This is a genomic window from Idiomarina zobellii (assembly GCF_900100855.1).
Lineage (GTDB): Bacteria > Pseudomonadota > Gammaproteobacteria > Enterobacterales > Alteromonadaceae > Idiomarina > Idiomarina zobellii.
In genome coordinates this window covers 1-18186 of record NZ_FNCB01000020.1, presented here as the reverse complement: position 1 = coordinate 18186, position 18186 = coordinate 1, and the positions used below count along the sequence as shown (strand labels likewise).

The window sequence follows — 18186 nt, the reverse complement described above, 5'->3', positions numbered from 1 at the left end:
TTAGCCTTTTCCTTTCGTACGTGTTTTATGCGCCTTTGCATTCTTTTCTAAGAACGTAATAATTTGCGAGGCAACGTCTTTTTCTGTTGCCTGCTCAATGCCTTCAAGACCTGGCGATGAATTCACTTCCATCACTAATGGGCCGTGGTTCGAGCGTAAGATATCGACGCCGGCCACATTTAACCCCATCGTTTTAGCAGCCTTCACAGCTGTGGCTCGCTCTGCCGGAGTCAGTTTTACTAAGGATGCGCTACCTCCACGGTGAAGGTTCGAGCGGAACTCTCCGGGTTTGGCCTGGCGTTTCATAGCGGCTATGACTTTGTCGCCAAGGACAAAACAACGGATGTCTGCCCCACCGGCTTCGCGAATGTATTCCTGCACCATGATATTGGATTTCATGCCCATAAAGGCCTCTATCACGCTCTCAGCCGCTTGTGCCGTTTCGGCTAACACCACACCGATGCCTTGTGTTCCCTCGAGTAACTTAATAACTAACGGCGCACCACCCACCATATCGATTAAATCGGGAATGTCTTGTGGTTGGTCGGCAAAACCGGTGGTTGGCAAACCAATACCTTTGCGCGAGAGTAGCTGCAATGAGCGTAACTTGTCGCGGCTGCGTGAGATAGCGACCGACTCGTTTAACGGGTAAGTGCCCATCATCTCGAATTGGCGCAATACGGCGGTACCGTAAAAGGTTACAGATGCGCCAATACGCGGAATGACGCAATCGTAGTACGGTAACTCTTTACCGTGCCGGTGAATTGAATTTTCTCGCGCGTTGATATTCATGTAGCAGCTGAGTGGGTTTAATACATCAACCTCGTGGCCTCGGTCACGAGCGGCTTCAATCAGTCGGCGAGTCGAATACAGCGAAGAGTTTCGCGATAAAATCGCTATTCTCATTTTACATCTCCAAGTAAGTGAGAGGCATCAGGGTTGACCAGAAAATGACCTCGCATGGCCTGGCGTCCCAATAACATTCTGAATTTCATCGTGTCTCTGTTAGTTAAGGTCAGTTCGACCTCCTGGTCAAATGAGCCGAGCACGAAACGAGTTTTTATCACGTAGCGTACTTCAGTATGGCCTCCAGAGTCGGTAACTTCTCTTTTGTCATATACTCTTGCTTCGCAAATGTGCTCTTCCAGCGATTCTTGTTTAGGGTGAACGAAAATGCGCAGCCATTCCTCGCCTTCTTTCATAAACGGTTCGAGTTGAAAAGCGTGCAAACACGACGTTTTTGCGCCAGTATCGACTTTCATGTGAATGTTACTAATGCCGAGCGCGGGGAGGTGACCCCATTCTCTCCAACCAATTGTTATCATTGTGCTACCTTGTAATATAATGCTGAATGCTTAATACAGTATTTTTCAAAAAAGGCAATTTTTTTAGTGATCATTTGAAAGAATTTTTTCGTTTGAAGACGATGAAAAAGTAAGCAAGGAAACTTTATGTCTGCATGTCCAGGATGCGATTGCCGAACGCCACTAAACTTCGGTATTAAAATGGCTTTTCAACCCATTGTTGATGCCAGCCAAAAAAATGTGTTTGCCTACGAAGCGCTCGTGCGCGGAGAAAATGGTGAAGGCGCCGGAGAAGTATTAGGCCGAGTCACGGAAGAAACCAAATATACCTTTGATCAAAGCTGTCGGGTAAAAGCCATAGAAACGGCTTCAAGAATTGAGCTGCCGTCAAAGCTAAGCATTAACTTTATGCCGAATGCTATTTATGAGCCAGAAACCTGTCTGGCCAAAACCTTATCGACTGCGCGCAAGACAGGGTTCGATAAGAAGAACATTATTTTTGAGGTAACCGAACAGGAAAAAGTGGTCAGCCAGGACTTTCTGGTGGATGTTTTTGAAGCCTATCGGAAAGAGGGATTTATGACTGCTATTGATGACTTTGGTGCTGGTCATTCCGGATTGAACCTCTTGTCTGACTTTCAGCCTGACATCATTAAGATAGATATGAAGCTTATTCGTGATATCGATTCTAATAAAGTGAATCAGGTACTGGTTAAAGGTATTTTGGATATTGCAGAGCAGCTTGGCATACGAATTATTGCCGAAGGCATAGAGACCGAAAACGAGTTTAAGTACTTGCAAGATGCTGGTGTCTCTCTTATGCAAGGTTACTTCTTTCAAAAGCCGATGCTAGAAGCCATACAACCCGTCGTATTTCGGTAAAGACGCAGCCTGATGCTATTGCATCAGGTGCGATGGTGAACCATCATTAGCCTGTGAATTCAAAATCGCACCTGACGTAAATCACGTCGGGCTACATAAACCAGTTTGCAGGAATAAAGGAACGCCATGCAATTCACTGTAAGCCCACAAGCCAGACGCAATGCCATAAGCTTTTGCGGTATCGCGCTGCTTATATTGATGCTACTAGTCTTTCTGCATCTGATTAGGGATGACATTCCAATTGGCGTTTCAGTTGTTCTCGGAGCGGCCTCGGGCATATTCATGTTGCTTGGCATAGGAAAGTTAATAGAACCTCCAGTCTCACTGGTAATTACCCCAGAAGGTATTCAATATCTACACCGGCGCGGTGAGTGGCATATTCGGTGGGAAAACATCATTCGCTTTGATGTACCCAGAGTAAACCGAGTACTCGATCTTGAAGATGCGCCCTTTATCGGTTTCCGTCTACATAATGTAGAAGAGGTTTTAGACGAGATATCACCACGCTTAGCTTCCGCACTATTGTTTGAACAGCGCCAACTCTTGACAATGGCGCTAAGGCATCAAGCTCCCGACCGGGAGGACTATACGCCATACTTCGACATTCCAGACAGTTATACAAGCCCGAATGGTAAAGTTTATAAAGGACTTATTGGCGTTTTTGGCAAGCGAATGGAACAAATGCGCGAGCTTCTTGGTTACGACCTTTATGTTAGTACTAATGCACTCGATAGAGATATCTACGAATTTAAAGCTCACCTCCAGCGTTTGCAGGCAAGCCGTTAAGATCGCACCTGATGCAATAGCATTAGGCTACGTTGAGGTACGCCTCTGATTAAGCAAAAATGCGCTGAAGGATGGCTCGGGTGAAGTCTTTTTTGAGGTAGAACCCGCGGGGACGAACTTTAATGATGGTGCCTTCGGGGCCAATGGCGTCCGTTAGAACAGAGCCGTCAGCAGCTTTCGGCCGTATTTGCATAACTTCACCTTGTCGGGCAGTAATGCTCTCGACCTGTCCTAACGCGATTCTATCCATGTGCTCTTCCCAGTCAGCACGAAGTTGAGCTTCCTCTTTCTCATTGGGTGCCCAAAGGAAAGCGCTGCCAACCACCCGGTCAGGAACGGGTATCTCGCGGCGGCCATCGATAGGCAACCAGAGTACATGCTGAAGTTTGTTGCGCACGTTCGATGTAGCCCACTGCACCCCTTCAATACTCGTCAGCGGGGCGCTGCAAACAAAAGTCGTTTCCAATGGCTCTCCTTCTGGAGTGACCGGTAGCGTTTTTAATTCAACCCCCAACTCAGGGAAGTCCTGAGTGGGCTTAGAGCCTGCAGTAGCGCCAAGGTGCAGTTCCAGAAGTTGTCCCACCCAGCCTTTGTCGCGGCGTAGGTTTTCTGGGGCAGTTAAACCCACCTGTTCGGCTAATTCCGAAAAGCGCTTACCGGCAAGTGCGGCTGCGCGTTCAAACAGTTCGTCAACGGATGTAGGGCGAGAGGGCTTGTCTGTCATGTCGTAAATCTGCGCAAATCCAAAATGAGTATTTGCCCGAAACCGGGCTTTATGGAAGAATCCACTGTAACAGAGAATAATTGAGGATGCTCGCGTGATAGATGCTGAAGGATTCCGACCCAACGTAGGAATCGTCATCTGTAACGGGCATGGGCAGGTATTTTGGGCTCGTCGAATTAACCAGCAGAGCTGGCAGTTTCCACAAGGAGGCATTCACGACGGCGAGACTCCTGAACAGGCAATGTACCGAGAACTTTATGAAGAAGTCGGTTTAAAGCCTGAGCAGGTCGAAATTCTGTACACCAGCCGTCACTGGTTGCGTTATCGGTTGCCTAAGCGGCTGATTCGGCGTGAACAACGGCCCATGTGTGTTGGACAAAAACAAAAGTGGTTTTTACTGCGCCTGAAGTGTCGGGAAGAAGATGTCGATGTCTTACATTCAGGTCACCCTGAATTCGATGGCTGGCGCTGGGTAAGCTATTGGTACCCTGTACGACAAGTCGTATCGTTTAAACGCGATGTGTACCGCCGGGTTATGAAAGAGTTTGCCCCTCATGCCATGCCATTTCGTTCGTCAGGAGGACGTCACCACCGACGTAGAAGATAATGATGTTAGTCACACTGCAAAGAATTGTTGAAGGCGTGAATAAAGCGCCTGACTTTAACATGGCGCTAAATACCATGGTCGGTCAGGTACGCGAAGCGCTAGAAACGGACAGTTGCAGTGTGTTTATTGCTGATAACGAGCAACGTCAATTTGTTATGGCCGCCAGTGATGGCCTGCGAACAGAAGACGGCTCGTCAATTCGCGTCGACTTCGGTGAAGGTATAATCAGTCTCGCTGCACAGCGGGAAGAACCACTGAATATCGCAGACGCTAGTCAGCACCCTGCCAACAAGAAGCTGGTCGACACCAACGAAAATATTTATCGTGGGTTATTGGCTGCGCCTATTATTCACCGCAGAAAAGTGTTGGGTATCGTTGTCGTTCACCAAAGCGTTGCCCGGCAGTTTACTCGCGAAGAAGAAGCCTTCATTGTAACGTTGGCGGCGCAGTTAGCGGTGGTCATTGCTCATGCCGATGCGAAAGGCCTGTTAATGAGTGACCACTCGCCGTGGATTCACAGTCTTCGCGGACTTCCTGGGTCTCCAGGTGTGGCTATTGGTGAGGCTTATGTATCCCGACCTGAAGCAAGATTGGATGAAGTTACCCCAAAGCGCTCCGATAAACCGGTTCATGAAATACGGAAGTTTCGGCAAGCCGTTGCGCGCACACGAGCTGACCTAAAAGAACTGTCCCGACGCATGGCCGGGCAGGTTCCTGACGATACGCTGGCTATTTTCGATGTGTATCAAGGCATGCTTGATGCCGCCAGCCTTGGTGATGCCGTCGAAAACATGATTAAAGAAGGCTGGCGCGCGCAGACCGCATTAAAGTACGTGGTTGAACAGTTCGTTTCGCAGTTTGAAGCGCTAGAGGATTCCTACCTTAAGGAGCGTGCGACAGACGTTCGGGACATTGGTCAGCGTGTGCTTATGCACCTGCAGAACCGTCAACGGCAACGTAAACTGCTGCCGGATAGTTTCATATTGGTGGCGGATGAAGTCACGGCTTCTATGCTTGCAGAGTTACCGCAGGCTCATATCGCCGGTATTATTTCATTAAATGGTTCAAGTAACTCGCACGCAGCCATTATGGCGCGCAGTATGGGTATTCCGGCGGTATTGGGTATTGATGATATTGATCTCCATTTTTTCTCTGACCGCCAGCTTGCTGTCGACGGTTATACCGGTGAAGTCTATATTGACCCGCCACCACAGGTGCTGAGTCAGTTTCATCAGTTGGCCGAAGAAGAGCAGGAACTCAAGGATATTGTCTCTGAGCACAGCCATTTGCCAGCCGAAACTCAAGACGGTCAGCGAGTTAGCTTACATCTAAACCTGGGCTTGGATGTTGCTCACGATTATTTACAGTCCTTGAATATTGACGGTGTTGGGCTTTATCGCTCTGAAATTCCATTTATGATGCGAGACCAGCTACCTACAGAAGACGAGCAAACGGAAATGTATCAGGAGGTGCTTGAACAGTTTCCTGATCGTCCGGTGGTTATGCGGACACTCGATGTGGGCGGCGATAAACCTCTACCGTATTTTCCGCTGCAGGAAGACAACCCTTTCTTAGGTTGGCGCGGTATACGACTGACGCTCGACCATCCTGAGATTTTTTTGATACAAATTCGGGCAATGCTAAGAGCCAGTATTGGTAAAAGTAATCTACGTATTTTATTGCCTATGATCACTAGCACCAGTGAGGTAGACGAATCATCACGGCTCATTAAACAGGCGTACTTCGAGGTTGCAGAAGAGCAGGGGTGTGAAGTTGGCGTAAATCTATTCCAGCCGCAGTTAGGGGTGATGATAGAAGTCCCTGCGGCTATTTATCAATTACCGGCCATGGCCAGTAAAGTCGACTTTTTCTCAGTAGGCAGTAATGACTTAACACAGTATTTATTGGCGGTTGACCGCAATAATCGACGCGTTGCCAGCCTTTATGACGCCTACCACCCGGCAGTTTTAGCGAGTTTGGATGAGATTGCCCGGCGCTGTGAGGAACTGGGTAAGCCTGTTAGCGTATGTGGTGAATTAGCCGGTGACCCTGGCGGCGCGTTGCTTTTGGTTGCAATGGGGTATCGGCAGCTCAGTATGAACAGTTATAACGTTGACAGAGTGCGTTGGATTCTCCGCAACGTACGTTCAAGTACGCTTAACGTCATGCTGGCAAAAGCGTTACAGGCACGTAACCCGGAGCAAATACGCAGTATGATAGCGGACAAAATGGAAAGCATGGGGCTTGGCGGCTTTGTGCGGGCAGGGAAATAAACATGCTATTAAGCACTTGGCTTTTGTGTTTGGGCGGCGGAGCAGTTGCCGGTTTGTTGGCTGGAATGCTCGGTATTGGTGGCGGTTTGGTTATTGTGCCGCTACTTATTTATTTGTTGCCGATAATAGGTGTGCCTCCTGAACTGGTGGTTCCGAGTGCTATAGCAACCAGTCTGGCGACCGTTTGTATGACAACCGCCAGCGCTTCGCGTTCTCATGCTAAGCACGGCTTAATGGAAAAGTTTTGGTTAGTTCGTGTTTTGCCTGGCTTGTCTATCGGCGCAATGACCGGAGCGTACCTGGTTACCGTTATCGACCCGGACTGGCTGAAACGTATTTTTTCCATTGTATTAATAGCCTTGGCTGCGCGTATGGTTATGCCGCAGAAAACCGGTGAGCCGATGACATCGGTGTCAAAACGGTTGGTCGCCTTAGGGAGTTATATTATTGGCACCATATCGGGCTTAGTTGGAATTGGCGGTGGGGCCTTAACTGTGCCTTTTTTAACGAAAATGCGACTGCCTGTGCGTCAGGCTATTGCAATATCGTCGCTCGGTAGTTTTATTATTGGCTGTAGTTCCGTCGTTATGTTTATTGCTAATGGCTGGCTGTCGGGTAAAGCCACCGGGGCTTTCGGGTTAATTCATATACCGGCGTGGATAGGCATTTCCGTAGCGTCGGTTTTAATGGCGCCATTAGGTGCTAAACTTGCCCATAAATTACCGGTTAAGCAGTTGCAGCGCGTGTTTGCTGCATTTTTAATTATTGTTGCTGTACAACTTATTTTTTAATAGAACAAGGGAGTGTCCTCAGTGCCTTCGAACGAATACTGGCAGTTTCCAGCGATAGATCCAGTGGCCTTTAGCATTGGCCCTATTGATGTGCATTGGTACGGTATCAGTTATCTTGTCGCCTTTGCATTTGCCTATTTCTGGGGTGTTCGCCAAACCAAAACAGATGAAAACTGGAGCAAAGAACAGTTTAGTGACTTACTGTTCTGGTGTTTCATCGGTGTTTTTGTTGGAGGGCGTGTCGGTTATACCTTGTTCTACCATTTTGACTACTTCCTTGCCGACCCCCTCTATATTTTCTATGTCCACGAAGGTGGTATGTCTTTTCATGGCGGCTTATTGGGTGTTATAGCTGCGATGTTTTTATACGCAAAGAAGAAAAAGCGCGACTTCCTTCAAGTGGGGGATTTTGTAGCACCACTAGTGCCTATGGGCTTATTCTTCGGACGTATAGGTAACTTTATCAATGGCGAGCTTTGGGGCCGTGCGGCAGAAGTACCCTGGGCAATGTACTTCCCCAGCGGTGGCCCGGTGCCAAGGCATCCGTCGCAGCTTTACGAAGCGCTATTAGAAGGTTTGCTGCTGTTTTTAGTTATCTTATGGTTCCAACGAAAACCTCGCGGCACTGGCGCAGTAAGTGGGTTATTCCTGCTGGGCTACGGTATTGCTCGCTTTATTGTCGAATTTTTCCGCGAGCCAGACGCGCATTTAGGTTTATTGTCACTCGGAATGTCCATGGGGCAATGGCTGACTCTGCCAATGATTATTCTGGGCATCATTTTGATGGTTCGTGCACAGCGTCGCGTTTAAAATAATATACCGAATGTTCCTTGCCTAGGGGGCCAAACAACGGCTGTTGAGGCGCATGTAAGCGTTACGAGTGTTGAGGGGCTCTATGCCAGAGTGTCGAAGGCCATGGATGGCCTTCGTCAAGCGTTCATGGATGAACTTGCAGCGTCTCTGGCATAGAGCCCCTTAACGCTCAAGCGAAACATGTGACTTAACAGCCGCTTCCTCCTAGGCCTCAGGCAACCTCACCTACACAGCAAATGGGTATTTTATTGGCTCGTGGCATTGGTATCCGCTGACTGTGAAATCGTCTTTGCTGACCCAGGTTTCAATGTCTTCTAAAGATTTTATCTCAGGGTTAATGTGCAGTTGCGGAGACGGGAACGGCTCGCGCTTCAGCTGTACATCACGCATTAACTCTAACTGGTTCTCATAGATGTGAGCGTTCACTATCTTGTGATACGCCTTGCCTGGCTTGTGCCCGGTAATTTGTGCTACCAGAGCCAGCAGAACGAAGCACTGAATTTGGTTAAAATTAAGCCCCAGCGGTACGTCGCAGCTGCGTTGGTACGAGGTTAGGTAAAGCGTGTCGCCTAACAGCGAAAAGTTGTGGGTATGCATACAGGGGCGCAAACAACCTAACTCAAATTCGCCGGGGTTATAGAAGGTGACTATTTCGCCGCGGTCATCAATGCCTTTTGACAGATTATTAATCACTTTTTTCAACTGATCTAAGTGGCTGCCGTCCGGCTTTTGCCACGAGCGGCCCTGTACCCCATACACGCGGCCCATGTCATCTTCGCCTTTTCGGTTCGGGTTGTTTAGCCAGGCCTGGTTCTCATTGGCATTGGCGTCCCAGGTTTTGCAGCCAATCTCACGAAACTGAGCGGCGCTGTCGTAGCCACGCAAATAGCCCAAAAGCTCAGCAATAGCTGACTTATAATAACTTTTGCGAGTGGTAATGAGCGGGAATTGGTTGTTGGCAACATCGTACTCTAAGTCGGCGTTTATAACCGTTAGGCAGTTAATGCCTGTGCGTTCGTTTTTAACCCACACACCTTCGTCAACAATGCGTTGGCACAGCTCTAAGTATTGTTTCATTTTTATATAAAATTGTGTTGTGCGTAATGTTTTATATCGTACCTGATGCAATGGCATCAGGCTACTGCCTGCGCTAGAATAACGGTATTAACCAACGGGCGGAAACCTGACACTATGACGCTAAAAGTCACGCTGTGCGATGACTCGAAAATGGCGCGGAAACAGCTGTTGCGCACGCTACCCGATGACTGGGATGCCGAGGTACACCAGGCTGAGCACGGTGAGCAAGCGCTGACTTGTGTGCGTGAAGGGCGTGCTGAAATCCTGTTTCTGGATTTGAACATGCCGGTAAAAGACGGCTACGAAACTCTGCAGGCCATCAAAGACGAGCAGTTAGAAACCTTGGTTATTGTGGTGTCGGGTGACATACAGCCTGAGGCGCAAAAGCGCGTGCAGTCATTAGGTGCCATGGCCTTTGTGAAAAAGCCGATGAAAGCCGAGGACGTACAGACTCTATTGCAGCAGTTCGGCCTTTACCAGCCCGCCGGTGGACAACTAAAAGTCGCCGACCAGCAAACTCAGGCTCCGTCTAATCCGCTCGATGTATACCGCGAGGTTTCAAACGTTGCCATGGGTCAGGCGGGTGATCACTTAGCCCGGGTGCTGGATACCTTTATTGAGTTACCCGTGCCGAACGTCAATTTCATTGCGCCTTCTGAACTGCACATGGCGATAGAGTCTATCGATGCTAAACAGCAAGTGGCGGCAGTCAGTCAGGGCTTTTCCGGCAGTGGCATATTAGGGGAGGCTCTAACGCTCTTTAATGAAGCGGCTATTGACGACATTGGTCAGTTATTAGGCGCGAAGCTGGGCGAAAGTGGCTCGGTGAAGCAGCAGCGCATTGAGTCATTAATGGACGTGGCTTCTATTTTATCCTCTGCCTGTTTAAACGGTTTGGGCCAGCAGTTGCATGTGGAGTTTGCGGCGTCACAGCCGGTATTGCTTGGCGAAAACCAGTCCATGCAAGAGTTACTGCAATACGGCGAACAGCGCTGGCAGAAAATTCTGGCCATAGAAATAGGCTATCAGTTGCCGGAGCATAAGCTGGCGTTTGATCTCTTACTGTTGTTCCCGGCCGATGCCGTGAAAATTCTCGACCAGCAACTGGCGCACTGGCTGCAAAGCGAAAAGGATGACCGATGATAGACGATATGGATGAGCTGCACAGCAAGCTGAGCATTCTGGGTGCCATTGATGTAGGCATTGTGGTGGTCGATAACGACAACAACATCCAGATGTGGAACGAGTTTATGCAGAATCACAGCGGCCTGCGACCCAGCGAAGTGCGCGATAAAAATTTATTCCGCTGTTGTCCGGGTATCGACCAGGTCTGGTTTCAGCGTAAAATTGACCGCGTGCGGCAATTAAACTCGCGGGTGTTTATCACCTGGCAACAGCGTCCTTACGTGTTTCGATTTCGCCACAGCCGGCCCATAAGCGGGCAGAGCGAATGGATGTATCAAAACGTCACCCTAATTCCGCTTAAGAACCCGCGTGGTGAAGTGCACCAGGTGGGCATTATTATCTACGATGTGAGTGAACAACCCAGTCATGAGTGAAGTACCCGATCAGCGTTTTGGTGGTGTCAGCCGTGTTTACGGACAGCAGGCGCTCAACCATTTTCAGCAGTTACATATAGTAGTCGCCGGGCTTGGCGGCGTCGGTTCCTGGGCGGTGGAGGCACTGGCGCGCACCGGCATTGGCAAGTTAACACTCATTGATTTAGACGACGTATGCACCACCAATATTAACCGTCAGTTACCGGCTACCGATGATACCATTGGGCAACTAAAAACCGAGGTGCTGGCACAGCGCGTGAAAAGCATCAACCCAAACTGCGAAGTTAAGGCTATTGATGACTTTTTATTGCCGGAAAACTTCGAAGAGTACCTAGCTGGCGCTGATGCGGTGCTGGACGCCATAGACAGCGTTAACACCAAAGCGGCGTTAGTAGCCTGGTGTAAACGCCGGAAGCTACGCCTGGTGGTGTGCGGCGGTGCAGGCGGGCAGATAGACCCCGGCATGATCCGCGTCGGTGACTTAGCCAAAGCCAAACAGGACCCGCTACTCGCCAAAGTCCGCTCACAACTGCGCCGCGACTACGGTTTTTCTAAGAACCCCAAGCGCAAATGGGGCGTTGACTGTGTCTACTCCGAAGAGCAACTGCGCTATCCGGTTATTTCCGGTGAGCTAGAAGGTGAAGTGACCCTGCAAAAACCCGGCTCTGGCTCCATGCGCATGGACTGCAGCTCCGGCTTTGGCGCCGCTATGGTCGTCACCTGCAGCTTTGCGATGCAAGCCACTGCTACGTTATTGAAGCGAATGGCACCCCCAAAATAACATTTTGCGTGGTATAGGTTGCAAAAATAGATTTATTTGTCTATTTTGAGTGTAATATCACTCAATTTTAGGTGCGTCATGAATAGTCTAACGGTACAGGCTTACCTGCAAAACCAGTGGCAGGACATAGCTATGTTAACTTTTACTGAACGAAACGGGCAGAATGAGCCCGATGTACAAGTTCAGTATAAAACGGGCTACGCTATTGAGCACCTGGAGCAGGATGACCACCATGCTGTTTCCTTAAACCATCCCGTTCAGCTTTATTTCGATGACGACGATCAACCCGGTTGGCTTCGCTTTCTTGATGATATTATCCCAAGTGGTGCGGCACGACGGTTTTGGGTAGAGCAGCTTGAAATATCCAATTCGCCACTAAGCGAACAAAATCTGGCGTTGCTTGAAAAAGCTGCAATTGCACCTGTTGGACATTTGAGAATAAAAGAAGCTGTCGAAAACCAGAACGAAACTATAGACCCTCCTCAGTTTAGTGTCAGCGACGTTGTAGAAAGAAACGCGAGTTTTCTTGAGTATGCTCAACAGCGAGGAGCTATTGCCGGGGGAGCAACCGGTGCGGGTGGCGAAGCGCCAAAATTATTGCTGCGATGCAACAATAATGACGAGGTTTGGATAGATACCTTTCAAGACGGAACTAATATTCAGGACGCATTTTATCTGGTGAAGTTTCCTCGGGGTCAACGAAAGCAAATTGACTGCGATATCCTGCGCTCGGAATATCACTTTTATTGTGAGCTAGAGGAAATGGGAGTTAGCACCATAACAACCGAACAGATGAGGCTTGAAGAAGGTGAAAACTTTCCGTCGCTTTGGCTTCCGCGTTTCGACGTTGAAGTAGTTAATGGCGTCGTTACTCGCAAGGCAATGGAGTCTGTTTACTCAATATTAAAGCGAGCGCCCGGTGTGCGTCTTCGTCATGCTGATGTTATACGTGAGTTAGTCAGCAAAATTGAAAACTCATACACGGTGAAAGAACAGGGAGCTTATTTTAATGTAGAGGCGTTCGTAACCGAATGGGTAAGGCGGGATCTATTGAATATTGCCTTTGGCAATTCCGACAATCACGGTCGTAACACAGCGTTTTTCAGAAGTAACAGCGGCATTCAACTTACGCCAATTTATGATTTTGCGCCGATGCGAGCTGACCCCGAAGGAGTGCCAAGATCAACTGTTTGGGGAGAGCCAATGGAAAGTGGTGGCGAATATAACTTTGGCGCCATCTGCGAGGAGCTTTCTGATTTAATTGAACCCGAACAATTGCTCGGTGACCTGAATACATCGGCTGAGCAACTTATTGGTTTGGAAAGTAGATTAAGAGAACGAGGCGTTCCAGACAGCATTATGACGATGCCTAAAGTCGGACTGGCAAATATTCCAGAAAAACTGAAACGCTGGGGGCTGCTATGATTAAGAGTAACCAGCTTAGCGGCGAAGAGCGAGAAGCTCTTATTGAACGTATTGCGCTACAACTATTACAGGGTGACATAAGCCAGGGACAAGCGTTGCAGGAGTTCAGGAAAAAAATTACTGGGTTGAATCAAAGCGATTATGCCAAGCTCACAAGAACTTCCCGAAAGACCGTTTCAGAAGTTGAAAATGATCTAGGCAATTATTCTAGCGACATAATTAATAGACTGTTTAAGCCCTTTGGGTTAAAAGTCGGCCTGGTTCCGGCATCCGCTCGGTTAAAGCGCCGTACATTGAAGGTATCGTGAGCGCGCCCGGTGGTTATGGGAGCTACTGCGGAGGTGTGCAGCGCCAAGGATGGCGCTGCCCAAGCCCTACAGGGATGTATTCACGGGCGTCCTCCGCAGTAGCTCCTATAACCTCAGCGCTCACTCACGCCTCAATAACCCGCAACTTCAAAGTTTTGGCGACCTGATACAGGCCGTTGCTGCGTGAGGGACTTAGGGCGTTATCTAAACCTTCGGCGCGATAAAAGGCGTCAATGTCAAAGTCGGCTATTTCCGCTACCGAGCAGCCGTCCAGCCGTTGTTGCAGTAGTGCCAGTAGCCCGCGCACAATGCGCGACTCAGAATCAAAACGAATCACTACCGCCTCTACATCAGAAGTATCCAGCCACAGCCACACCTTTGCCTCGCAGCCACCCACCAGATGATCGTCATCACGACATTCTGCCGGATATTCTGGTAGACTTTTGGCTTGTTGAACTAAGTGACGAAAAAGCTGTTCCCAGCTGGCCATGTAAACTCTCCCTTACGGTAATAGAGTTTTATTCTCCCACAACTTGTGAGATCGACGCCAGTCTAGGATAATGGCAGCATAATAAACACCAACATTAAGAACATTCCAGCAAAAGGAAGTATAACATGAAGATACTTGTCGCGGTTAAGCGCGTCATTGACTACAACGTCAAGGTGCGTGTTAAACCAGATCAGTCCGATGTCGATTTGGCGAACGTCAAAATGGCACTTAACCCATTCTGCGAAATTGCCGTAGAAGAAGCCGTGCGTTTGAAAGAAGCCGGCACAGCAGACGAAGTCGTTGTAGTTTCTATTGGCCCTAAAGCGGTACAGGAGCAGTTACGTACTGCACTGGCACTAGGTGCTGACCGTGCTATTCAGGTTGAAACCGACGACATGCCAGACTCTTTATCTGCCGCTAAAATTCTAAAAGGTGTGGTAGAGAAAGAAGGACCGGACATGGTCATTCTGGGTAAACAGTCTATCGACTCAGACAACAACCAGACAGGTCAAATGCTGGGCGCCTTAACCGGTATGCCACAAGGTACTTTCGCGTCTAAAGTGGAAGTAGGCGACGGCTTTGTGAACGTCACCCGTGAAATTGACGGTGGTCTGCAAACCGTTAAATTGAACCTGCCGGCTATTGTCACTACCGACCTGCGTCTGAACGAACCGCGTTACGCGTCGCTGCCAAACATCATGAAAGCCAAGCGTAAGCCGCTGGAAACCACAAGCCCGGACGAACTGGGTGTGGAAGTTAAGCGCACTATTAAGCTGCTGAAAGTTGAAACGCCTGCTGAACGTAGCGCCGGTGTGAAAGTAGCTGACGTAGATGAGCTGGTCGACAAACTGAAAAACGAGGCGAAAGTATTATGAGCATCTTAGTGGTAGCAGAACACGACAATAACGCGGTTGACCCTTCAACGCTGAAAACGTTAGCCGCTGCACAGAAAATCGGTGGAGACATCGAGGTACTGGTTGCCGGTAAAGGGTGCTCAACCGTTGCTGAAAATGTAGCAAAAGCCGACGGCGTGAAGAAAGTCATGCTGGCAGACAACGACGCTTACGAGCACCAGCTAGCCGAGAACATCAGCGAACTGGTTGCTGACTTAGGTAAAAACTACAGCCACATTCTGGCTCCGGCAACAACCACCGGCAAAAACTTCATGCCGCGTGTTGCTGCGTTATTAGACGTAGCACAGGTATCTGACATTATCTCGGTAGAAAGCGACGACACCTTTAAGCGTCCTATCTATGCCGGTAACGCCATTGCCACTGTGCAGTCAGAAGATAAAATAAAAGTCATTACCGTTCGTGCAACGGCATTTGATGCAGTTGCAGCAGAAGGTGGTAGTGGCGACGTTGAAAATATCGACTCCGTATTTAACAACGACAAGTCTGAATTTGTTGGCGAGCAGCTGGCAGAGTCAGAACGTCCTGACCTGACTTCAGCGGAAATCGTAATTTCTGGTGGTCGTGGTATGCAAAACGGCGACAACTTCCACATGCTGGAAGACATTGCTGACAAACTGGGCGCTGCGGTTGGCGCATCACGTGCCGCTGTTGATGCTGGTTTCGTACCAAACGACATGCAGGTGGGTCAAACCGGTAAAATTGTTGCACCTCAGCTTTATGTTGCTGTTGGCATTAGTGGTGCTATCCAGCACTTAGCTGGTATGAAAGACTCTAAAGTCATTGTTGCTATTAACAAAGATGAAGAAGCCCCAATCTTCCAGGTGGCTGACTACGGCTTAGTAGCCGACTTATTTGATGTTCTTCCTGAACTCAAAGAAAAGTTATAAATTACTTTTAAAGACTTGTTACCAGCGTCAATTTAGACGCTGGTAACGACATTTTCCCGCACTTTTTCCAACAACTTGTTATCTTTTCGTGTTCATACACTTGCATATTTTTAACTCATCGGACATGATTCATCTATAACCGCCAAACAAGTTTAAAGGATTAGGTGGCTCACAATGAAAAGAAGAACAACTATGCTAAAAAAACTTCCTCTGGCTACGGCCATTGCACTGAGCTTTGCGGCTACAGGCCAGGCTGCTGACTTTGAAGTCGGCGACTATGAAATCAAATTCGACTCTATTCTTTCCTACGGTGCATCGTGGCGTATGGAAGATCAGGCCAACCACCTGATTCACCCAGGCAACCGCGCAGGAGGCACGGCAGGTTCAAGTGTTGGCGATGATGGCAACCTGAACTTCGATAAAGGCGACTTAGTATCATCAGTTTTCAAAGGCGTTCACGATTTAAGCATTGACGGTGATAATCATGGTGCTTTTGTGCGCTTTAACTACTGGTATGACTATGTAATTTCTGAAGAAGAAATGCCTCAGGGGCACACTGCTAATCTTTATTACCCTAATACCACGCTGAACGATGATGCGTTTGATGATTACTCGCAGGGCTATGGCGTTGAGTTGTTAGATGCATTCGTCTACGCCAACTTTGACTTGGGTGATATGCCGACTAGTGTTCGTGTGGGTCGTCAGGTACTGAGCTGGGGTGAGAGCACCTTCGTTTTCAACGGTATTAATGATATTAACCCGTTAGACGTTAACGCGGCTCGTCGTCCGGGCGCGGAAATTAAGGAAGCGTTATTACCCGTAGGTATGGTGAGCACCAACATCGGTTTAACCGATGTGATGAACTTTGAAGCTTTCTACCAATACGAGTGGGATAACACCAAGCTGGATGGCTGTGGTACTTACTTCTCAAGCGTTGATATTATTGGTGGCCCAGGTTGTGGTTTGGTGACGCTGAATCCAACCATCGGTAATGGTATTGCGTTGAGTGACCGTCAGTCTATTGAAGCTGGCGCTTATATTGGAAGCAACCCTCGCATTGAAGCCTCTGACAGTGGTCAGTGGGGGGCAAACCTACGCTACTACTCAATCGATCTTGGTGCTGAGTTTGGTGTTTACTACCTGAACCTGCACAACAACACGCCAATTATTTCTGCGTATAACTGGAGTGTTGACCCGCGCCCTTATCAAGAAGCGGCGGAAAATGGTCAAGATGTAGACTATGCGTGGGCGACTCCAAATGGTTATCCAATCGACGGGCCTAAACTGGTATTAGAGTACCCAGAAGACACTGAAGTTTACGGTTTAAGCTTTAGCACAAATTTAGGTATGTGGTCTGTGTCTGGTGAGTATAGCTATCGCGATGGTATGCCAGTACAAATCAACACTACTGAAATTCTGACCGCGGGCTTACGCCCGAATACACCAAGTACGTTTGCCGATCGTGTGAATAGCACTGATTTAGGAGCGAAAGCGAATGGCTATGATCGTTTAGATGTCAGCCAGGCGCAGGTCAGCTTTGTTCGCTTCTTCGACCGCTTCTTAGGTTCAGACCGGATGACCTTTGTTGGTGAAGTTGCAATGAACAGTGTTCACGATATGCCGGGTATTCAAGAGCAGCGCTATGGCCGCTTGCCACTATTCGGCAAATGTCTAACTGAGCAAGACGCAGGCCCAATGGCAAACGGAAACTGCGAAGGTTTTGTTACTTCAACATCTTGGGGTTATCGCACGCGCTTCCAGTTTGAATACTCAAACGTCTGGCAAGGCTGGGGCTTAAACCCAACGGTTCAGTTTAACCATGACGTTAATGGTTATTCGCCGAACAGTAACTTTATTGAAGACCGCAAATCACTGGGTCTGGATTTAATGGCTGACTACCTGTCAACTTATAAAGTGACTCTTGGTTACACCATGTATTCAGACAGCGACTTAGACCCGTTAGCTGACCGAGACTTTGCGTCCGTTAGCTTCTCATACGCGTTCTAATACATTGATTCATGAAGTGGAACACGATAAAACCGTCTCTATGAGGCGGTTTTTTTATGCCCAAATTACGAGTGTAGCCTGATGAGATGGTCCCCTCCCTCTTACGGCATCGCAATGTGCCAATATAGAGGTTCAAGCTTCTATAGAAACAGAGTGGAGAGGACCAATGGCTATTGTAAACAGAATTGCACTGGATTTGGCAAAGGATTTTATTCAGGTTTTGGCGCTGGATGAAAATGAGCAGGAAGTGTTTAATAAAAAGCTGCGCAGCAACAAGGTGTTAGCGAAGCTGGCAACATTGAAACGTACAGATGACTGTGAAGTGGCGGTTGAGTCCTGCGGCATGAGTCATTACTGGCGCCGCGAATGTGAAAAACTGGGTTATAAAACGGTGGCGCTGCCACCACGCTTCGTCAAAGCGTATTTGCAGGGTGAGAAGAACGATGCAAATGACGCCCGGGCGATAGCCGAGGCGGCATCACGGCCTAATCGTCAGACGGTCAGGCTGAAAAGTATTGAGCAGCAGGATTTAGCTCTGATGGTGAATCAACGGGAAGG

At 48.6% G+C, this 18186-nt stretch carries 20 protein-coding genes; 15 read left to right on the top strand and 5 right to left on the bottom strand.

What is annotated here, in order from left to right:
- Both rimK and BLT32_RS12110 read right to left on the bottom strand, forming a co-directional pair.
- Positions 1–906: a 30S ribosomal protein S6--L-glutamate ligase gene (gene rimK / locus BLT32_RS12115; protein ID WP_053954523.1), complete on the bottom strand. Its 906-nt coding sequence runs from the start codon at positions 904–906 to the stop codon at positions 1–3.
- Complete coding sequence (locus BLT32_RS12110; protein ID WP_053954524.1) at positions 903–1325, bottom strand: ATP-dependent zinc protease family protein; 423 nt, start codon at positions 1323–1325, stop codon at positions 903–905. The genes rimK and BLT32_RS12110 overlap by 4 nt, the downstream gene beginning before the upstream one ends.
- Before the next feature lie 180 nt (positions 1326–1505).
- Here BLT32_RS12110 and BLT32_RS12105 point away from each other — a divergent pair, with 180 nt between their 5' ends.
- Together BLT32_RS12105 and BLT32_RS12100 are read left to right on the top strand one after the other, a co-directional pair.
- Positions 1506–2186: an EAL domain-containing protein gene (locus BLT32_RS12105; protein ID WP_235444019.1), complete on the top strand. Its 681-nt coding sequence runs from the start codon at positions 1506–1508 to the stop codon at positions 2184–2186.
- A 126-nt stretch (positions 2187–2312) separates the two neighbouring features.
- Positions 2313–2972, top strand: coding sequence for a DUF2982 domain-containing protein (locus BLT32_RS12100; RefSeq protein WP_053954526.1), 660 nt, complete (start codon positions 2313–2315; stop codon positions 2970–2972).
- 49 nt (positions 2973–3021) lie between these two features.
- Here the strand turns inward: BLT32_RS12100 and mutH are convergent, their stop codons facing one another.
- Positions 3022–3696, bottom strand: coding sequence for a DNA mismatch repair endonuclease MutH (mutH, locus tag BLT32_RS12095; RefSeq protein WP_053954527.1), 675 nt, complete (start codon positions 3694–3696; stop codon positions 3022–3024).
- Positions 3697–3790: 94 nt separating this feature from the next.
- On the opposite strand from mutH, the gene rppH reads away from it, so the two are divergent.
- The 4 genes from rppH to lgt are packed head-to-tail and all read left to right on the top strand — an operon-like array spanning position 3791 to position 8177.
- The gene (rppH, locus tag BLT32_RS12090; RefSeq protein WP_053954528.1) at positions 3791–4303 is read left to right on the top strand and encodes an RNA pyrophosphohydrolase; all 513 of its coding nucleotides are present in this window, start codon (positions 3791–3793) and stop codon (positions 4301–4303) included.
- 2 nt (positions 4304–4305) lie between these two features.
- The gene (gene ptsP / locus BLT32_RS12085) at positions 4306–6576 is read left to right on the top strand and encodes a phosphoenolpyruvate--protein phosphotransferase (protein WP_053954540.1); all 2271 of its coding nucleotides are present in this window, start codon (positions 4306–4308) and stop codon (positions 6574–6576) included.
- A gap of 2 nt (positions 6577–6578) precedes the next feature.
- On the top strand, positions 6579–7367 hold the full coding sequence (locus BLT32_RS12080) for a sulfite exporter TauE/SafE family protein (protein ID WP_053954529.1): 789 nt from the start codon (positions 6579–6581) through the stop codon (positions 7365–7367).
- 21 nt (positions 7368–7388) lie between these two features.
- Positions 7389–8177: a prolipoprotein diacylglyceryl transferase gene (lgt, locus tag BLT32_RS12075; protein ID WP_053954530.1), complete on the top strand. Its 789-nt coding sequence runs from the start codon at positions 7389–7391 to the stop codon at positions 8175–8177.
- 228 nt (positions 8178–8405) lie between these two features.
- Here lgt and BLT32_RS12070 read toward each other — a convergent pair whose 3' ends face one another.
- Positions 8406–9257, bottom strand: coding sequence for a thymidylate synthase (locus BLT32_RS12070; protein WP_053954541.1), 852 nt, complete (start codon positions 9255–9257; stop codon positions 8406–8408).
- A 114-nt stretch (positions 9258–9371) separates the two neighbouring features.
- On the opposite strand from BLT32_RS12070, the gene BLT32_RS12065 reads away from it, so the two are divergent.
- From BLT32_RS12065 to BLT32_RS12045, 5 genes are all read left to right on the top strand, one after another.
- Positions 9372–10400 (top strand): response regulator, encoded by a 1029-nt coding sequence (locus BLT32_RS12065; protein ID WP_053954531.1) that lies wholly within the window; start codon positions 9372–9374, stop codon positions 10398–10400.
- Positions 10397–10816 carry a PAS domain-containing protein gene (locus BLT32_RS12060; protein WP_053954532.1) on the top strand — a complete coding sequence of 140 codons (420 nt, stop codon included), beginning with the start codon at positions 10397–10399 and terminating at the stop codon, positions 10814–10816. The genes BLT32_RS12065 and BLT32_RS12060 overlap by 4 nt, the downstream gene beginning before the upstream one ends.
- Complete coding sequence (gene tcdA / locus BLT32_RS12055) at positions 10809–11597, top strand: tRNA cyclic N6-threonylcarbamoyladenosine(37) synthase TcdA (protein WP_053954533.1); 789 nt, start codon at positions 10809–10811, stop codon at positions 11595–11597. The genes BLT32_RS12060 and tcdA overlap by 8 nt, the downstream gene beginning before the upstream one ends.
- A 78-nt stretch (positions 11598–11675) precedes the next feature.
- Positions 11676–13022: a type II toxin-antitoxin system HipA family toxin gene (locus BLT32_RS12050; protein ID WP_053954534.1), complete on the top strand. Its 1347-nt coding sequence runs from the start codon at positions 11676–11678 to the stop codon at positions 13020–13022.
- Positions 13019–13330, top strand: coding sequence for a helix-turn-helix domain-containing protein (locus BLT32_RS12045; RefSeq protein ID WP_053954535.1), 312 nt, complete (start codon positions 13019–13021; stop codon positions 13328–13330). The genes BLT32_RS12050 and BLT32_RS12045 overlap by 4 nt, the downstream gene beginning before the upstream one ends.
- A gap of 124 nt (positions 13331–13454) precedes the next feature.
- Here the strand turns inward: BLT32_RS12045 and BLT32_RS12040 are convergent, their stop codons facing one another.
- Positions 13455–13820 carry a SufE family protein gene (locus tag BLT32_RS12040; protein WP_053954536.1) on the bottom strand — a complete coding sequence of 122 codons (366 nt, stop codon included), beginning with the start codon at positions 13818–13820 and terminating at the stop codon, positions 13455–13457.
- Between the two features lie 125 nt (positions 13821–13945).
- Here BLT32_RS12040 and BLT32_RS12035 point away from each other — a divergent pair, with 125 nt between their 5' ends.
- The 4 genes from BLT32_RS12035 to BLT32_RS12020 all read left to right on the top strand — a co-directional run.
- On the top strand, positions 13946–14695 hold the full coding sequence (locus tag BLT32_RS12035) for an electron transfer flavoprotein subunit beta/FixA family protein (RefSeq protein ID WP_053954537.1): 750 nt from the start codon (positions 13946–13948) through the stop codon (positions 14693–14695).
- Entirely contained in the window at positions 14692–15621 is a 930-nt protein-coding gene (locus tag BLT32_RS12030) for an electron transfer flavoprotein subunit alpha/FixB family protein (protein ID WP_053954538.1), read from the top strand. Before BLT32_RS12035 ends, BLT32_RS12030 begins: the two co-directional genes overlap by 4 nt.
- Before the next feature lie 174 nt (positions 15622–15795).
- The gene (locus BLT32_RS12025) at positions 15796–17628 is read left to right on the top strand and encodes a DUF1302 domain-containing protein (protein ID WP_235444020.1); all 1833 of its coding nucleotides are present in this window, start codon (positions 15796–15798) and stop codon (positions 17626–17628) included.
- 166 nt (positions 17629–17794) lie between these two features.
- A partial coding sequence (locus BLT32_RS12020; protein ID WP_143020950.1) for an IS110 family transposase occupies positions 17795–18186 on the top strand: 392 nt, incomplete at its 3' end.